Source organism: Pseudoalteromonas sp. RWi3 (assembly GCF_054960735.1).
Genome location: NZ_JBHNYL010000001.1, coordinates 720,923 through 739,156 on the forward strand (window position 1 = coordinate 720,923; position 18,234 = coordinate 739,156).

Sequence of the window (18,234 nt, forward strand, 5' to 3'; positions counted from 1 at the left end):
AGCACTTGCTAACCTTTTTTCATTTATGACTTGTCTAATGCTCGTCCACCAGTAACTTTATTCGCGCGGCCTTCTTCTTTTGCTTTTTCAGCTCGCTTGCGTCTTGCATCTTTTGGATCTGCAATCAAGGGACGATAAATTTCAACTCTATCACCTTGCGCAAGCATTTGCGTTAATTTGCATGTTCGATTCCAAACTCCCAAAGTTAAAGAAGTAGCATCTATCTCAGGGCACTTTTCTAAGATACCTGATTTAATGACAGCCTCTTCTGCGGTAGTCCCTTGTGGAACTTCTACAGTTAAAGATGTTGCCGTCGTAGGCAAAGCAAACACAACTTCAACACTAATCATAATCGCGGGCCATACACATCTTTCGCTCTTTGGGTAAATGCGTTAACCATATTTTTTGCAACATCATTAAAAATTTTCCCAAAAGCCAGTTCAATAAGTTTACTCGCAAATTCAAACTCAAGGCGTAACTCTACCTTACATGCACTTTCATCAAGTGTCCTAAAGTGCCATTGACCTTTTAACGCTTTAAAAGGACCATCCACTAAACGCAGCATCACCGTATGCTCATCAACAAATGTATTCTCTGTTGTAAACCATTTCTTGATGCCTGCTTTAGAGATTTCTAAACTTGCCGTCATCGTATTTGATTGCTGAGTTATTATTTTTGCATCAGAACAATGCGGTAAAAATTTAGGGTATGCATCTACATCATTCACTAAATTAAACATCTCTTTACTGCTATACATAACTAGCGCACTTTTTTCTATTTGTGGCATACTCACTCCCAACTGTGTTGGCGAATTTTAGCAAGCTTTGCGTTTTTCCCCAAACATTACTAGCGCTTTATTTACATCAGCTTTTATAAGTAAATATAAAAAATCGATGTAAAAAGCAGAGCTTTACGTATAATATGGGCCACTATGGCTAAGAAAAAATCATCTAAATCGACAAACAATACCATCGCGTTAAATAAAAAAGCGCGCCATGAGTATTTTTTACACGACAAGTTTGAAGCAGGTATTGAACTACAAGGCTGGGAAGTTAAAAGTATCCGAGCAGGTAAAGTAAATATTTCTGAAACTTATATTCATCTTAAAAATGGCGAAGCTTTTTTGCTGGGCAGTCAAATACAGCCCCTTAACAGTGCTTCTACCCATGTTATTTGTGATCCTCTACGTTATCGGAAACTGCTTTTAAGCAGGCGTGAGTTAGACCGTTTAGTCGGTGCAACCGAGCGCGATGGATATTCATTAATTGCCACAGCTATGTATTGGAAAAAATGCTGGGTGAAACTTGAATTTCAGTTAGGCAAAGGTAAAAAAATGCATGACAAACGCGAGGACGGCAAAAATAAAGACTGGTCCCGTGAAAAAGAACGGCTAATGAAGCACAAAGTCTAACCAATAAACGCCTAACTCTATTAGGCGTTTTTTTGCTTATATTATTTCCCTTGTTATGTAAAGCTAACACCTTATTAAACTTTAGTCTTATTTTATAACACCCTTGTTACATGATATTCCTATTACAGGCTCAAAGCCTAAAATATTATTATGACAACAAGGACTTAAGGATGAAGCAATCACTCCCATTTACACCCTCAGTTTTAGCAAGCATGACGCTAGCACTTGCCGCAAGTGGCTATACAGCTAATACCTCAGCCGCTGAAGAAGCAAAAAAAGTAGAACGTATAGAAGTAACGGGTTCTCGAATAAAACGCACCGATATTGAAGGCCCCTCTCCAGTGCAATCAATTAGTCGCGCTGATATAGATAATATGGGTTACGATAACCTGCAACAACTGCTTGAAAGAATGCCCGTTGCAGGCAACGGCACATTTTCAACCCGCGGAAACAACCAAGACTCAACCGCCAATGGTGCAGCAGCAGTTAGCTTAAGAGGATTGGGTGCAGATGCAACACTCGTTCTGATTAATGGCCGCCGAGTCGCGATCAGTGCATTTGCTGAAAGTATTACAAACTCATTCGTTGATATTAACAGTATACCTGTTTCAGCTATTGAACGAATCGACATATTAAAAGATGGCGCCTCTGCTATTTATGGCTCAGACGCTGTTGCAGGTGTTGTAAATGTTATTCTCAAAAAAGACATTGATGGCCTGGAAGTTAATTTAGGCTACGGTGGCACTGATGGCCCTAATTATGAAGAAACCTCTGCCAGCTTAGTGTGGGGTACCTCTAATGACAAAAGTAGCGCCTCGGTGATTGTTGACTATTTTAAAAACACATCATTGTCATCAAATGAAATGGGTCGCTTAGGCACTGCAAATCAAAGTGCCTACGGCGGACAAGACTTTCGTTCATCACGTGGCTTTCCCGGGTATTTTTATGTCGACGATGTAAAAACCATTGACCCTGACTGCCCCGCTGAAAACGCAACATCATCTGGAAGCTGTCTTTTTGACTATGGTCCATTTGGCTATATCGCCCCTGCATCGGAACGTGTTGGAGCAATTTCTCAATTTGAATACAATTTTGACAATGGCATCACAGCTTTCATGGAAATGGCCGTTCAACATAATAGCTCAATTGCTGCTGGCGCCCCAACACCACTTGATGAAGATGCAGGGCTGACTGTCCCTGGCAGTCACCCTAATAACCCATTTGGACAAGATATTAAAATAGGGCGTTACAGAACAGTAGATGCAGGGCCAAGACAATGGGGTATTGAGTCTGATACTCTTCGCTTTGTAGCTGGCCTTAAAGGCGACATAAACGACTGGGGTTGGGAAGCTGCGGTTCAAAAAGGACGTAGTAAATCACTTCAAACAGGCAACCGCTCACAAGGTTGGGTAAGAACCGACTTCTTACAACAAGAAATTGACGCTGGTAATTATAATCCATTTGGTGGCACCTATAATGACCCAGCTGTTGTAGACCGTATTACGACAAGCTTAGTTCGTCGTGGCGAGTCTCACATGACTTCATTTGATGCGAACATTACTGGCGAAGCTTTTGATTTTGGCGACAGCGTTGTAATGATGGCTGCCGGTATTGAATACCGAGAGGAAGATGTCAGCGATATCCCGGATGACCAATTCCAACGCGGGCTTATTTTTGGCACAGAGTCAGTCTCAGCAGCGGCTGATCGTGAACAATATGCCGCCTATGTTGAATTTTCTATTCCGCTTGCAGATAGCTTAGAACTTCAACTTGCTGGTCGTTTTGATGATTACAGTGACTTTGGCACCACCACTAATCCTAAAGTGGCATTACGCTGGGCACCTACTGACGAAATCACAGTACGTGGTTCATGGGCCCAAGGATTTAGAGCTCCATCACTAGCCCAAATTGGGTTGGGGCCATCAGAAGAAAGCCAGTTCTTTGTTGATACGTACCGATGCGCGGATTCTGGAGAAGACTGTGGCGTCCTAGATTATAATATTCAGTTTGCTGGTAACCCTGATTTACAAGCTGAGGAGTCTGAATCATGGAATGTCGGTTTTATTTGGGCACCGACAGCCGAAATTGGATTAAGTATTGATGTATGGAGCATCACGCAAGACAACAAAATTGATGAGCAGGCCTTTGGTCCTATCTACGACGCAGAGTGTGATAATCAAAACAGTTCTATCTGTGTTCGCCTATCACCACAAGCTGGGCAACGACTAGGTGTTATTCAAAAGATCCACAGTACTTTTGAGAATGTATCATCGCAAGAAGTATCTGGTATCGACTTCTCAGCAAACTATAACCACTCTTTAGATGATTTAGGTTTACTTAAATTCAACTTAGAGTGGGCGTATCAAGATAAATTTGAAAAAGACGGTCGAGATTACACAGGGGAATATGGTTACCCTGAGCATCGCTGGATCTTTTCTACAAACTGGGAAATGGGTGAATTCAATACCAATGTTAACATCAGCTATGTTGGCGAGTTTGAAGACACGCCTGATATTGATTTTGATGGTACGTTAGATTTTGATAGCAACACATCAAGAATGGTTGACTCTCAAGTCTTAGTCGATTTACAAACAGCCTATCGTATAACAGAATCAACAAAGGTCTCTTTTGGTATCAATAATTTATTTGATGAAGAGCCACCTTTTGCAATTGGTGATGGTGACAGCGATTTGTATGGCTACGCATCTGGGGTTCATAACCCGCGTGGACGCTATATTTACACGAAAGTGTCATTCTCTTTCTAGCATTAACAAACAAAAAACCCGCCATCTGGCGGGTTTTTTAATTCTTACAACAAAGGCCTAAATTATAGGTCGCCTTCGTTTTCAGAAAGGAATTTTGCAACGCCTGCAGGGCTCGCATCCATACCTTTTTTACCTTCAGTCCAACCAGCAGGACATACTTCACCATGCTCGCTGTGGAATGCTAATGCATCAACCATACGTAACATTTCATCGATGTTACGGCCAAGCGGTAAATCGTTAACTACTTGGTGACGTACGTTACCTTCTTCGTCAATTAGGAATGAACCACGAAATGCAACGCCAGCTTCTGGATGCTCAACGTCATATGCTTTACAGATCTCATGCTTAACGTCTGCAACTAGTGCATATTTAACTTCACCGATGCCGCCGTCTGCAACAGCAGTTTTACGCCATGCGTTGTGCGAGAATTGTGAATCGATTGAAACACCAATTACTTCTACGCCACGCTTTTGGAACTCTTCATAACGCTTGTCAAAAGCAATTAGTTCAGAAGGACATACGAAAGTGAAATCTAGTGGGTAAAAGAAGATAACTGCTTTTTTACCTTTGATTGTTTCGTGAAGATTGTAGCTATCTACGATCTCGCCGTTACCTAGTACTGCTGCAGCGGTAAAGTCTGGTGCCTGGCGGCCTACTAATACACCCATTTTATTCTCCAAATATTTGAGTTTATTTCTAATTGCTTACGCAACGCTTGCTTTGATATGGGATCTAAAAGATAAATACCAAGGGCTAGGATGCATAATTATCAAAATAGTTTAGAGATAATGAGTTCAAATAGATAATCGTATTTTTCGATTTATGCAATCGAATTTATAGAAGGCAATAATTTTATATTTATTGGCATAAAAAAACCTGCAAAGCAGGTTTTTAATAAGGAGAAAGTCTCTAGTCCATGATATCTTCAGGCATATCACCACGGATTTTTTGCCAAATTTCACCCGTTTGATGACCATATTTACGCATCATAAAGATTGCACCATCATGCTCACCTTCTTGTGCTAACTTAGTGAGATCTTTATAGAATTGGCGAGCTAATTGGCGGGTACCAGGATCTGAAAAATAATGACAGCCTATCTTAGAGTAAAAACCCCTAAACCCATTTAGAATAAGTACGTATATACGATTATTGCCCGCAACAGCTAGTTCGTGATGGACTTTATAATCGTAATCAGCAAACGCTTGTGCACTGTCTTCAAGTTCATCGCTTTGTGAAAGAATCTCTATAACACGCTCTGGGGCTAACTTAATAGCAGCACGCGTATAAATTGCGCTAATATTAGTGCGTGCCGAAAGCAGTTGATCTGTAAGCTCTGGCATCTTATCTTCATCTAGACGCGCAAGTGTTTCGAGAATATTTAAACCAGAGGTTTCCCAAAAGTTATTTACACGAGTAGGTTTACCGTGCTGTATTGTCAGCCATCCGTCACGGGCTAGGCGTTGAAGAACTTCACGTAAGGTCGTACGCGTCACACCGATTAATTCTGATAATTCGCGTTCAGCAGGAAGAATAGAACCAGGCGGAAAATCGCCATTCCAAATTGATTCAACAATGTACTCTTCTGCAAAGCCAGCTGGGCTTTTTGCTTTAAAAATTCTCATTCAATTCCCACTCGAGTTATCACATTACTTCACTTTCAAGATTAACTGACTGATTGTACCAGATGATTAAAAACTAACAAGCAAAGTAATTCCCCCGCGCTGTTTTTTTAAATTATGGATGTAATAGTGCTAAGAGGAATGTAAACTCAACGCCCCGAATTGGGAAAAATAAAATAATAAACGGAGTTTATATGTTTAAACACACATCGATCGCACTTGCAATTTCTGCTAGTTTTCTAGTCTCTGGCTGCCTTGAAGTAGAAGACAATAATAATGACGACCTTATTTCTGCTATAGAAAAAAAAAACACACCAACAGTAGAAGTAGAAGCAACCCAAACAGCTACATTAACAGGAACAATTGAACACTTAATCAGCAATGATAAAGTTAATAACGCCTTAGTCTCTATCAAAATAGGTAATACTTGGAGTGAACCTAAAGCTGCTACCGATGGCATTTTTGAATTAAGCAATTTAGCGCTTGAGTCAGATTTCGCTCTATTAGTATCAAGCATTGATGACTCTTTTCAAGAACGCGCTTTTTACGGCAATACAGGTACGGGCATTAGCCAGTTAGGTGCTTTAGAGGTAACAAACCAAGAAATTATTGAATTTGAAGTGCTACAAAATGGCACCAACGCCCCCGTTACAGACTTAGATTTTACGTATTCAACTTCCAAAGGACTTGAAGACATATCAAATTGGCAACAGCGTAATGAACATTATGTTAGTTCTACATTTAATGAGCAAACAGGCACCTATTCAATTGCGCGCGCGGTAGGCTTAAACAGACAGCTTTTAGTAGACTTAGATATTGATAACGATGCTATTGATGACTATGTACTGACTCGTCAACCTAATCAAAATAATACAATTTATACCCTAGATTTAGATAATAACAGCAGTGTTTATGTGTCAAAAACAGCCCAAAGCGCAGAGTTTTCTGTTCGCCTTTCTGTGATTGATACTCTTGGTAACACAATCAATGATTTAGATATTGTCGCATACACACAACTTTCAAAAACATCTGCAGCAGATTTTGATAGCACAACGAATGAGTACGTATTTGAATATAAAGGCACTTCAACACTTAATTTGATGCTGCCTAGCTACTATGATTCACAAGGAACCTTGTTTCAAAGTAGCAAGATTACTGTAAAGGCTTCAGACGGTGGTGCAAATATTCAAGGTAGTTACAATAGTTCGGTTAATGGTTTTCATCAGATTAAAAATGGAGCTATATCAATTGTAACTCAACCTCAAAAAGGCTATCAAAGTCCTCAAATTGATGTTGTGAGCCAAGATATAGATTTAACAACACAAGGATTTTACGTATTTTTAGATACACCTGTTGAGCTAATTGAAAGTGAAATTTCACTAACAAAAGTAAATCATCTAAAAGTGATCCGTGGTAATGACAGTGACACTGATTTTGTTGAGCCTGGCGTCACTAGTATTAGTCTTGAAGATGTTGCCATGCCATTAACCGCTTCTTTATCATTAAGCGATAACTTTATAACAGTATTACCTTCCAATACACTAGATATGGGCAATTACCGTTATGAAATAGATAAAGTTATCGAAAAAAGTACAAACACGAAAAAAGATATTTCAGCCGATAGCAGCTTTACTGTTGGCCAAGCAGGTGAATTTAATATCGATGACATCAAATTTGATAATAATAACGGTTTCACTAACGGTGAGCTTATTTTTGCATCAAATACTGCAGGGATCGCACCTGAAAATGCATATGCACCTAATAACGGGGCTGTATATTTACCTAGTTCAATCGAGTCTCTTGAAAGTCTTAAATTAGCATTAATTAGCTATACCAGAGAAGGAACTAAAACTAATGACTATCAACAGAGAACTATCGTTTTAGAGGGTAATACTAATACCCAACAGCGAAAAACTGTTGCCACAGCTTTAAATGAAAATGTTTTAGGCGAATCATATAATATTCATTTACATACTTCACTTGACGATGGCTCTTGGTACACTTCTGGTTTTGATTATCAGACTCAGCGCTTAGATGACAATACTGCATCGAGCAACAATCAAGTAACCCTTGGCTATGAATATAAAGTCAAAGGCAGTGAAGAAGTTATAACTGGAAAAATAACCTTGCCAGTTTTATAACCTTGCTTTTTGCGGGTATGACGTCATGCCCGCAATCTATTTACCCACCAATACAACAAGCCCTGCCCTATCAAATTTAAAATAATGCTCTTTATCTTTAGAGTTTTTGTAATCACTAAGAAAACTGTCTGTTTAATCTAAAGCAGTTTAATAAAGCCCATTCCCTCTAACTTTAATTTTATGGATAAAATTTATGAAAACATAAATTCTTTAGCACATCCCTTTACCAAAATTCGGTTATTTAATTACTCCCTTCAGGTTTACACTTGCACCTTGATTGAATACTGGGTCATAATCTGCGACAAAGATTTAAATTGGAAACACAATGAATTGGTTAGCAAACTTAGCGCATAAACGCACCCCTTGGGTTTTATTAGCATTAATAGCATTCTCATTTGAAGTTATCGCTTTATTTTTTCAATATCAAATGGGCTTAGAGCCATGCATTATGTGTATATATCAACGAACAGCTATGCTCGGACTATTAATCGCAGGGGTCATTGGGGCTATTAAACCTAATAATATGATTGTACGTGTTACAGCTCTTTCTACCTGGGCTGTTGCGAGTATATGGGGATTTTTATTAGCCCGTGAACATATTGATATGCAAACAACCACTGATCCGTTTGCATTTAGCTGTGAGTTTGAACCTAATTTCCCACTCCCATTGCATGACTGGATACCACACTTTTTTGCAGCAACGGGTGATTGTGGCAATATTGATTGGCAATTTTTAGGGTTAAGTATGCCGGCATGGATGGAAGTGATTTTCGCTGCATTTACTGTGGTGTTTTTCGCTGTTATATTTAGCCGATTGTTGATCAAAAAGAGTTTATAATGATTGCATTTTTTTCTAGTCAAATTAAGCAGCTTAATCATCTTAAAGTACGTGAGCGACAAGAGGTAATAGCAATCGCGTTATCTATGCTCTCACCGATGCAAAAAATCAATTTACGTATTGTAAAACTACTGCTTTTAACACCTGTTTTTGCATCTCTTGTGTATATTGAAGGCTGGCTAATGCTACTAGGGTTGCTTTTAGCAGGGCTTAGCTATCCCTTACTAACGACCCCTGTTGAGATTGCTTTTGCAAAAACTTATTTACCTGAAGCTTTAAAACACCATAAAAGTTCAAAAGGCGAGAATTAACTCGCCTTTTAACAAGAGTTTCACTCAAGGTGATATATTGTTATGAAACTCGCTGCTATAACACAATCTTTCCTTCTAATTTTGCCAATAATTTATTTCCAATCCCTTTAACCTGAGTCAATTCAGTAACCGATTTAAACGCTCCTTGTTTCTCTCTATACTCAACTATTGCCTGCGCCTTAGATTTACCAATACCGGGTAAGGTAATCAATTGTTCAATATTTGCTTTATTTATATTGATCATTGCAGCTTTGCTTAACTCATTTGCAGTTGTTGATGTATTATCAACTGCATAACTTGGGTTGGCTATTGCTAAGCCAAGTAAAATAACTATTAAACTTAAAAACTTCATGTTTTTTCCTCCATGCCGTCCATACTTGGACTAAATTAATAGTGAACAAAATTGGCCTCCCTTTTAACTAATCTCAGTTCTTTAAGTAAGATAAAGGTAGGACCTATTAAATAAAGTAAACTGTCATGAATTTGTCAAATGTACCGATAATAAAAAAATTAAAATGTTAACTTGCAAAAATGCACGCAAACAATTACTGTACATAAAAACAGTAACCTAATTCAATGTGTAATATTACACAAAAGTACGTTAGCAGGAGAGATCATGGCTGTTGTTGTTAAATATGTTGTAGAAAGAAGCGGAGTTGAGCGTATGACGTTTACTACTAAAAAAGAAGCTGATGCATATGACAAAATGCTCGACATAGCAGAGTCATTAGAGGTTATGCTAGAAAAGGTAGACGTTCCTTTGAGTGAACAACAAATTGAATCTCTTGCTTTAGAAATGGCCAAAAGCAAAGATGGTTTCATTAATGTGCTTAAGGGCGCAAAAGATGTAGTCAGTAAGCCTACTCAGGCTAAAACAAAGAAAGACACAGATAAAGTTACTGACTTAAAGAGTACATCTGAAAAAGCAGCCAGTTAAAGCAGATATATTAATTCAATAAAAAAGGAGCTTATAAGCTCCTTTTTTATTGATTGAATTTCATCTCGTTACAGTGACTGTTCAACCTCATCAAACAAATCAGTAATTTCATTGTTTGGTGCTCGTGTTGTTAAACTAACAGCAACAATGGCAATACTTGATAATATAAAGCCCGGGATGATTTCGTAAACAATACTACTTAACTTTTCACCCTCAATTGTTATTGGGGCATAAATCCAAATAAGTACTGTTACCGCACCAACAACCATGCCGGCTAATGCACCAGCAAAGTTCATTCGCTTCCAATAAAGACTGAATAAAACCAAAGGACCAAAAGCAGCACCGAAACCAGCCCATGCGTTACTCACCAGATCTAGAATTGAGCTATCACGGTCATAGGCTAAGTATATAGCACACATTGCAACCGCAGCAACGCTGATACGCCCAACGGTAACTAACTCAGTATCACTCGCTTCTTTTCTTAAAAACGTTTTGTAGAAGTCTTCTGTTAACGAACTTGAACTAACTAGCAATTGCGAGGAAATAGTACTCATTATGGCCGCCAAAATAGCTGCTAATAAAAAGCCTGCAATTAATGGGTGAAATAAAAGCTCTGAGAGTATTAAGAATATAGTTTCAGGGTCTTCAACAACTATATTATTTTCATACGTATAAGCAGCCCCAAACAAACCAGTACCTACCGCGCCAATTGCTGCTGTAATCATCCAAGTCATGCCTATACGGCGTGCAGTAGGCATATCTTTAACACTGCGAACAGACATAAAGCGAACAATAATATGTGGCTGACCAAAATAACCTAAACCCCACGCCATAGCAGATATAATGCCTAGCGCCGAACCGGCACCAATCCAGTTAAGCATCTCTGGGTTTACGCTATTAAGCGTTGACTCTAGCGGCTGTTCTAGCAAAGAGTATGCAACTGTTGGCACGAGTATTAACGCAACAAACATGATACAGCCTTGCACGAAATCTGTGAGACTCACCGCTAAAAAACCGCCAAACAAAGTATATAGTACCACTACACCTGTGGTGATATATAAACCCATTTCATAGGATAAGCCAAACGAGCTTTCAAATAACTTACCCCCTGCAACAACACCTGACGATGTATATAGTGTGAAAAACACAATAATTACCACAGCAGATACGACGCGTAATAAGTTAGATTTATCAGTAAAGCGGTTAGAAAAGTAATCAGGTATAGTTATAGAGTCGTTTGCTTTTTCTGTATAGACTCGCAACCTTGGTGCAACTAGTAAGTAGTTTAACCATGCCCCTAACACCAAACCTATTGCAATCCACGTGCTGCTAAAGCCAGTTACAAACATAGCACCAGGTAGTCCCATTAAAATCCAGCCGCTCATATCGGATGCACCTGCTGATAATGCAGCAACAGAAGGTGACAAACTGCGCCCTCCTAGCATATACCCTGACACATCACTAGTAGACTGTTTATATGCATATAGGCCAATCCCGAGCATAACAATAAAGTATGCAGCTAAAGAAATAATCATTCCTGTTTCCAAATTTGCCTCCGTTTGTGAAGTTTTTATCTGGTTTTTAATCCTAATAATGACTCTAGCGTAGATGTATAAAAAAGACATTATTGGTCTAAAAGCCAATTTAGATGATGACTATATCACGGCTAGGGTAAATAACTCTACCTCCAGCTTTTGTCGAATAAGTAACTGAGGTAAAACCTGTTTTCATATAACAAACAATTTTTGTTTAGATAGATGGCAATAAATTATTATATGCCTTAGGCTTAAATAAATATATTTTCAATAAATTAATGCTTTAGGATTACAATTTAAAATATTATTAATGCTATTTTTCATTATTTATCTTATATTGCCTATGTAATTGTTTAAATTAATCGGATTAGTTGTTTATGTACTTTTATGCTGCGCGCCAACCAATTTTAGATCGCGATAAAGAACTCATTGGTTATGAGCTTCTTTTTCGTGATGGCGTTGATAATGTTTTTCCAAACATCGATGGCGATGAAGCAACTTCAAGGCTCATTGAGGGCAGTCAATTTAACTTCGGTTTAGAAGATTTAACAGACGATAAACCTGCCTATATTAATTTCACATTAGATACCTTGCAAAAAGGTTACCCGACTTTATTAGGAAAAGATCAAATAGTTGTAGAAATACTTGAAACAATACAACCCGGTAAACGCTTACTAGCAATCGTTAAAGATTTAAAAGAGAAAGGCTACACACTTGCTTTAGATGACTATATCCATCAGCCAGTATGGCGCCACTTTTACCCATACATTGATATTATTAAAATTGATTTTTTAAGCTGCAAACTTGATCAAATAAAGCAAATAATTGAAGAGATTAAACCTTTCCCACAAATTAAACTGCTTGCAGAAAAAGTAGAAACCCATGAAAAATACCAACTAGCCTTAGACCTTGGATTTAGCTATTTTCAAGGCTTCTTTTTTTCAAAACCAGAAATGGTGCAAAGTAAGTCACTCCCGCCTTCACAAATCGCGTTAGCTGAACTGCTTTATGAAACGTCGTCAATGGACATAAACCTGAAGAAAATAACCGATGTATTTGAGCGGGATGTCACACTTTCTTACAAGCTATTACGTTATAGTAATTCAGCAGCATTTAAGCGACGTGCTGAAATTAGCACCATTAAGCAGGCTCTTATCGTGCTTGGTGTGCAGGAAATTAAAAAGTTTCTGTCGTTATTATTTGCAGCTCAAGTAGCTGCAAATAAGCCAGCCGAACTCATACGATTATCACTCACTCGAGCTCGTTTCACGGAGTTATTGGCAATTGAGCACAATAAAGTTAAAGATACTGGAATGGCTTTTCTAACAGGGATGATGTCACTTATGGATGCTATTCTAGATGAAAGTATGCAAAGCGTTATGAAAAAGCTGCCCCTGTCGAATGACATTAAGGACGCACTTGTTGAAAATAAAGGTCTGCTCGCACAATACTTGGAATTGGTAAAGTTATACGAACAAGCAGATTGGCAAAGCGCAAACACTATTATAGATAAATTGGATTTATCATCTGATAAAATACCAGACTCATATCATGAAGCTCTTACTTGGGCAAACACGCAAATGAAAGTATTGGGTGATGAATAAAAAGCCTGTAGATTGAAAAGTGCTAGTTGTTTAGGCTAGCACTTTTATAATTAAAGACTTTCTAAAAAATCCTCATCAAAGTCTTCTGGTTCTTTTTCAATTGGCGGATCACCGTCATGTAGTTCATACAATTGACGTTGAAAATAAATATCTTTCATAAAAATATAAGGGTCTAGTGACTCATTAAGTAGACTCTCTTGAGCCATGAGCGAGGCCCTTGCCTCAACCGCTTTAAGTGCAAAAACTAACACCGTTTGTGGCGTCGTTAATGTGATCTCAGGTAGAACAAAGTTATCAACAACATCACCAGCTAGGTTACGTGTTGTTGAAGGCCCCATACCTGGCAACATTAAGTATGCACCATCACCTATCCCCCAAACACCGAGCGTTTGACCAAAATCTTCATCAATGATATTGAGCCCTAATGAACTCGCTACATCAAATAGGCCAAAGATACCCACAGTAGAATTAACTAAAAAGCGTGCAATACTGACCCCAGCATTACCCGGCTTCCCCTGTAGTGTCGCATTTATAGCATCCGTTGGCGCAGTTATGTTGTCAGTAAAATTAACTACACTGCGCCTTACCGGAGTAGGTGTAATAGCAACATACCCAACTGCTGTTGGGCGCAAAATATAGGCATCTAACACATCCATGTTAAAATCATAAACAGGGCGGTTAAAAGATTGAAGCGGATCACGTTCATCAACTTTTTCGTTAGGTACTTGCGCACATCCTGCAACAACTAGTAACCCAATCAATAGTAAACTCTGTCTTAACATCTTTTATCCTTTAAGGAATTAACTCATTTATTAGTAATGTATGTTGCGTTACCTTGGCTCGTTCTAATACGGGGGAACTTCCTTCAAGCTCACCACTTGAAGGCATCACTGAGGCATCTTTTGAGATACGCGCTGTAATTATAATTTCTTCAGAACTCGAAAGAGTTAGACCCTCTATCATCGAATTCAGATCACTAAGTTGCACTTTAAGTGGAAAACTATAATCGGTTAGCTTAACTACAGCCAGCGGCATCGGTGACCCCTTAGCCGCTTTGGCAAATACAAATAAAGTGCCGTTTTCAGGAAGATTATTAACTAATGCAGAATCTAAGTTTACATCAACCGTAATCCCTTCATCACTTGTGGTTGAATTAGTAATATTCTCTGAAGAGGTCGCTGGGTAAATTTGGTTATTTTGCTCAGCCATTTTTTGCTCTATATCGCTAATGCGCTGAGCTATCATGGCATAGCGGCTATCTTGAGTATCCATTGTACTGAGGAGCACCTCAAACGCAGATTTAGCTTGTGCCCAATCTTGACGTTCGTACGCAATCAAGGCAAGCAGTGATATAGCATCTACATTAGTCGGTTCATCTTTTAAAACACGTGATAGCATGCTTGCTGCACGAGTCATATTAGTGTCGCTACCTTGCATTAAAAGCAACTGGCTATAGCTGACCATCACACCTAAATTATCAGGATTAAGACGTAACACTTTATCAAACGACTGCTGTGCCATATCATACTCATTCAGTGACATTGCAACCCTTCCAAGTAGCATCCATGCAACTTGATCGTCACCATTTTGAGCAAGCTTGGTTCGCAAACCTAAAGCAAAAGCCTGTAGTTCATTTTGCGTCAACGGCTCGCCTTTTTGCATCACTGCACGCTCACCATATTCAGGTAAATTATCCATCGCGGTATACCAGTCTTGTAACTGTTTTTGCGAACCTGTTGCCGTATAAAAAATTACCGTCAATACAATTAAAAATGTACTGCCTGTTAATGCCAATATCGCATTATTCCCTCGGCTAAATAACGACTTCTCAGGAGAGATCTCATTAAGTAAACGACGTTTCAACTCAACCACTGACTCATCGTAGCCTTGCTGCTCAATACGTTGTTCTTTTAAATCAAGCGCTAACTCTTCTAATCGTTGGTGGTATATGCCAATTAATTCAGAATTTGCATTATGAGTGACACTTTTTACACGTTCTTTTGTCAAAAAAGGCAAAGCTACAAATACAACAGCTACTAAAGTTAGTAACACAAAAGAAGCCCACATTAAAATCATTTACTTTTGCTCCTGACGTTGGTTTTGCGCAATTAGTTTTGCCAGTAACTCTTCATCTTGATCGTTCCAGTTCTGTTTTATTGCAGCTTTTCGCTGTCGAATAACAATGAACCCAAAACCAATGATGACGATTAAGATGGGTAATACCCACAATATTAATGTCGCTGGAGTAACAGGTGGCTCGTAATGCACAAAGTAGCCATATCGATCAATCATATACTCGATGACTTCATCTTTGCTCTTGCCTTCTTTTACCAACACAATGACCTTGTCACGTAAATCTTTCGCAACTACAGCATCTGAGTCTGCTATGTTTTGGTTCTGGCACTTTGGGCAACGCAACTCTTTAGTAAGCTCGCCAAACCGTTTTGCTTGTTCGTCATTTGCAAAGACATATCTATCTTGCTCTGCTGAAACTGCAAAGCTAAAAAGTAATACTAAACCAATAAATAAATACTTCATGGCGTTAACTCCTGCATAATAGGTGCAAACTTCGCACGCCAAACTCGTGGATTAATATCGCCAGTATGGTGTAACAAAATTGTCCCATTACTATCGACTAAAAACGTTTCAGGTGCCCCTGACACTCCTAAATCAAGTGCTAATGTTCTTTCTAAATCAAGTATATTGAACTGATAAGGGTCACCAGCTCTGCTAAGCATTGTACTCACTTCATCACGCAATGAGTCCATGTCAAATGGACCATCAAAATCGGAATCGTAGCTTTGCACATAATAAAGACCAACGATCTTTACTCCTTGCTCACGTAGCTGAGTTAAATAACCCAACTCAGCTAAACATGTTGGGCACCAGGTACCCCACACATTGAGTAAGTAGACTTCACCCTCAAGATCTGTTTGCTGCCAACGCTTCTCGTCTTGCATTAGATCAGGTAAGTTAAAGCTGGGCATTGCCTGGCCAATTCGTCCTGTTTGTAATTCTCGAGGGTTTGCAAAGAGCCCTTGATACAAAAAAACACAGATCAGTACAAAAGCTAATAACGGTAACAATGCTAAAAATTTACGGTTCATAAGGCCTCCGGCTGGCTTTTTGAATCACGTTTTTTGCTGCTACGATAGCGTTTGTCACCTAATATCATAAAGCCTGCTAATGAAATAAGTATGCCACCTAACCACATCCATCGAACATAAGGTTTATGATAGATACGTAATGACCAACCACCGTTACTTAACTGCTCACCTAAAGCAAGGTATAAATCACGAGTAAAGCCAGCATCAATCGCCGCCTCAGTCATAAATTGCATACCAATGTCATATTGACGTTTTTCAGCATATAGCCTTGCCACTTTATCACCCTCTTTAAGCACCGTTACAACACCTGCATGGCCGCTGTAATTAGGTCCTCGGATATCCTTAACACCCTCAAAGCGATAGTCATATTGGTTAAGCGATACAACCTCTAAAGGCTTCATTGACACATCACGCTCTACCGAATACGCCGAGGTTAAAGTCACGCCAGCAATTACAAAAGCAATACCGATATGGCCCAGTACCATTGCCCAGTAACTTACACTTAAACGTTTTAAACCATTTTGTAGGCTGCCATGAACTCGCGTTTTATCAACAATATCGAGCACAGTTGTAAAAACAATCCACACAGCTAAAGTAGTAGCAAGTAAGGTTAAGGGTGCTACAACATCGTACCCTAAAAACAGCCAAACAGACGTGACAGCGATACTTGCAAGCGCGCAAAGTAGTAGTTTATTTTGTAAAAATGCCCACTTATTTTGTTTCCAACGAAGTAAAGGACCTATCCCCATTAAAATCGCGAAAGGAACGAGTAAAATCGCAAACATTTTATTGAAGAACGGCTCGCCTATTGAAATACTGCCTAGCCCCATTTCTTTGTGGACCATAGGTAATAACGTACCTAGTAATACAATGAGCGTTGCAACAACTAAAAATATATTGTTTAACCACAATGCCACTTCTCGAGAGACAAGTTTATATCGCCCCTCACTTTTCACTTCTGAGACTCGTAATGCATAGAGGGCTAAACCTCCGCCAACTACAATCGCTAAGAATGCAAGAATAAACAAACCACGATCAGGGTCTGTAGCAAATGCATGCACAGAAACAATAATGCCAGAACGTACAATAAAGGTTCCAAGCAAACTAAATGAGAAAGCAGCTATTGCCAATAATACGGTCCATGATTTAAATACACCGCGTTTTTCTGTAACTGATAATGAATGTAATAAAGCAGTCGCAACTAACCATGGCATAAGGGATGCATTTTCAACAGGATCCCAAAACCACCAACCGCCCCAACCTAGTTCAGCGTATGCCCACCAACTACCAATAGTGATACCAAGGGTTAAAAACCCCCATGCGGTCATTGTCCACGGACGTGACCATTTTGCCCACGTGTTATCAAGTTTACCGGTAAGTAGAGCTGCAATAGCAAATGAAAAAGAAACAGATAAACCAACATACCCCATGTACAGTAGTGGTGGATGAATAATCATTCCAGGGTCTTGCAATAAGGGATTTAAATCCCGCCCTTCAACAGGGTAGTAAGGTAGTAAGAGTTCAAACGGGCTCGACATCAACAGTGTGTAGAGCATAAAGCCAACACCTAAAAAGCCGAGCACACCCAATACGCGAGCTCTTAATATCCAAGGTAAAGACTGCGAGCGCATTGCTACAACGGCAGTCCAACCTGCTTGCATTACAAGCCATAATAAAATAGCGCCTTCGTGCCCACCCCATGTTGAGGTAATTTTATAATACCAAGGTAACGTACTGCTTGAATGATAAGCTACGTACGCTACAGTAAAGTCATCTGTTAAACTGGCATAAATTAGTGCAGCAAACGAAATTAAAACAAAAGCAAATTGCCCAACGGCCAAAGAAGGTGCAGCGCGCATTAAACGCAAGTTACCTGTATGCGCGCCCCACAAAGGAAAAATACACAATAAAACACTCAGCACCATGGCCAGTGTTAAAGAAAAATAACCAATTTCAGGAATCATA

Annotated in this window: 18 protein-coding genes; 7 read left to right on the forward strand and 11 right to left on the reverse strand. The window is 39.2% G+C overall.

What is annotated here, in order from left to right:
* Positions 1-23: 23 nt before the first annotated feature.
* Together ACFI4Z_RS03070 and ACFI4Z_RS03075 are read right to left on the reverse strand one after the other, a co-directional pair.
* A complete protein-coding gene (locus ACFI4Z_RS03070; protein ID WP_462669270.1) occupies positions 24-350 on the reverse strand; it encodes an RnfH family protein in 327 nt (108 codons plus the stop codon).
* Positions 347-787: a type II toxin-antitoxin system RatA family toxin gene (locus ACFI4Z_RS03075; protein WP_099294420.1), complete on the reverse strand. Its 441-nt coding sequence runs from the start codon at positions 785-787 to the stop codon at positions 347-349. The genes ACFI4Z_RS03070 and ACFI4Z_RS03075 overlap by 4 nt, the downstream gene beginning before the upstream one ends.
* Before the next feature lie 144 nt (positions 788-931).
* On the opposite strand from ACFI4Z_RS03075, the gene smpB reads away from it, so the two are divergent.
* Complete coding sequence (gene smpB, locus ACFI4Z_RS03080; RefSeq protein ID WP_099294418.1) at positions 932-1,411, forward strand: SsrA-binding protein SmpB; 480 nt, start codon at positions 932-934, stop codon at positions 1,409-1,411.
* A gap of 170 nt (positions 1,412-1,581) precedes the next feature.
* Positions 1,582-4,176, forward strand: a complete 2,595-nt coding sequence (locus ACFI4Z_RS03085) for a TonB-dependent receptor (RefSeq protein WP_462669271.1) — start codon at positions 1,582-1,584, stop codon at positions 4,174-4,176.
* Positions 4,177-4,238: 62 nt separating this feature from the next.
* Here the strand turns inward: ACFI4Z_RS03085 and ACFI4Z_RS03090 are convergent, their stop codons facing one another.
* Positions 4,239-4,844 carry a peroxiredoxin gene (locus tag ACFI4Z_RS03090; RefSeq protein WP_058559809.1) on the reverse strand — a complete coding sequence of 202 codons (606 nt, stop codon included), beginning with the start codon at positions 4,842-4,844 and terminating at the stop codon, positions 4,239-4,241.
* 241 nt (positions 4,845-5,085) lie between these two features.
* Positions 5,086-5,799, reverse strand: a complete 714-nt coding sequence (gene fadR, locus ACFI4Z_RS03095; RefSeq protein WP_099294414.1) for a fatty acid metabolism transcriptional regulator FadR — start codon at positions 5,797-5,799, stop codon at positions 5,086-5,088.
* 191 nt (positions 5,800-5,990) lie between these two features.
* On the opposite strand from fadR, the gene ACFI4Z_RS03100 reads away from it, so the two are divergent.
* The 3 genes from ACFI4Z_RS03100 to ACFI4Z_RS03110 all read left to right on the forward strand — a co-directional run bounded on the left by ACFI4Z_RS03100 (position 5,991) and on the right by ACFI4Z_RS03110 (position 9,086).
* The gene (locus ACFI4Z_RS03100; RefSeq protein ID WP_462669272.1) at positions 5,991-7,937 is read left to right on the forward strand and encodes a hypothetical protein; all 1,947 of its coding nucleotides are present in this window, start codon (positions 5,991-5,993) and stop codon (positions 7,935-7,937) included.
* 325 nt (positions 7,938-8,262) lie between these two features.
* Entirely contained in the window at positions 8,263-8,775 is a 513-nt protein-coding gene (gene dsbB, locus ACFI4Z_RS03105) for a disulfide bond formation protein DsbB (RefSeq protein ID WP_462669273.1), read from the forward strand.
* Positions 8,775-9,086 carry a DUF6170 family protein gene (locus ACFI4Z_RS03110; protein ID WP_462669274.1) on the forward strand — a complete coding sequence of 104 codons (312 nt, stop codon included), beginning with the start codon at positions 8,775-8,777 and terminating at the stop codon, positions 9,084-9,086. The genes dsbB and ACFI4Z_RS03110 overlap by 1 nt, the downstream gene beginning before the upstream one ends.
* 55 nt (positions 9,087-9,141) lie before the next feature.
* Here the strand turns inward: ACFI4Z_RS03110 and ACFI4Z_RS03115 are convergent, their stop codons facing one another.
* Entirely contained in the window at positions 9,142-9,438 is a 297-nt protein-coding gene (locus ACFI4Z_RS03115; protein WP_462669275.1) for a ComEA family DNA-binding protein, read from the reverse strand.
* A 264-nt stretch (positions 9,439-9,702) separates the two neighbouring features.
* Here ACFI4Z_RS03115 and ACFI4Z_RS03120 point away from each other — a divergent pair, with 264 nt between their 5' ends.
* Positions 9,703-10,023 (forward strand): YebG family protein, encoded by a 321-nt coding sequence (locus ACFI4Z_RS03120; RefSeq protein WP_462669276.1) that lies wholly within the window; start codon positions 9,703-9,705, stop codon positions 10,021-10,023.
* Between the two features lie 68 nt (positions 10,024-10,091).
* On the opposite strand, the gene putP is transcribed toward ACFI4Z_RS03120, so the two are convergent.
* The gene (putP, locus tag ACFI4Z_RS03125) at positions 10,092-11,570 is read right to left on the reverse strand and encodes a sodium/proline symporter PutP (RefSeq protein WP_462669277.1); all 1,479 of its coding nucleotides are present in this window, start codon (positions 11,568-11,570) and stop codon (positions 10,092-10,094) included.
* Positions 11,571-11,935: 365 nt separating this feature from the next.
* On the opposite strand from putP, the gene ACFI4Z_RS03130 reads away from it, so the two are divergent.
* Entirely contained in the window at positions 11,936-13,162 is a 1,227-nt protein-coding gene (locus ACFI4Z_RS03130; RefSeq protein WP_462669278.1) for an EAL and HDOD domain-containing protein, read from the forward strand.
* A 50-nt stretch (positions 13,163-13,212) separates the two neighbouring features.
* Here the strand turns inward: ACFI4Z_RS03130 and ACFI4Z_RS03135 are convergent, their stop codons facing one another.
* From ACFI4Z_RS03135 to ACFI4Z_RS03155, 5 genes are read right to left on the reverse strand one after another with little or no spacing between them, the layout of a single operon-like run.
* Positions 13,213-13,944 (reverse strand): MlaA family lipoprotein, encoded by a 732-nt coding sequence (locus ACFI4Z_RS03135; RefSeq protein WP_462669279.1) that lies wholly within the window; start codon positions 13,942-13,944, stop codon positions 13,213-13,215.
* A 10-nt stretch (positions 13,945-13,954) separates the two neighbouring features.
* Positions 13,955-15,238, reverse strand: coding sequence for a c-type cytochrome biogenesis protein CcmI (gene ccmI / locus ACFI4Z_RS03140; protein WP_462669280.1), 1,284 nt, complete (start codon positions 15,236-15,238; stop codon positions 13,955-13,957).
* Positions 15,239-15,700 (reverse strand): cytochrome c-type biogenesis protein, encoded by a 462-nt coding sequence (locus ACFI4Z_RS03145; protein WP_394192040.1) that lies wholly within the window; start codon positions 15,698-15,700, stop codon positions 15,239-15,241.
* Positions 15,697-16,269, reverse strand: coding sequence for a redoxin family protein (locus tag ACFI4Z_RS03150; protein ID WP_462669281.1), 573 nt, complete (start codon positions 16,267-16,269; stop codon positions 15,697-15,699). Before ACFI4Z_RS03150 ends, ACFI4Z_RS03145 begins: the two co-directional genes overlap by 4 nt.
* A complete protein-coding gene (locus ACFI4Z_RS03155; RefSeq protein ID WP_462669282.1) occupies positions 16,266-18,233 on the reverse strand; it encodes a heme lyase CcmF/NrfE family subunit in 1,968 nt (655 codons plus the stop codon). The genes ACFI4Z_RS03150 and ACFI4Z_RS03155 overlap by 4 nt, the downstream gene beginning before the upstream one ends.
* Position 18,234: the final 1 nt, after the last annotated feature.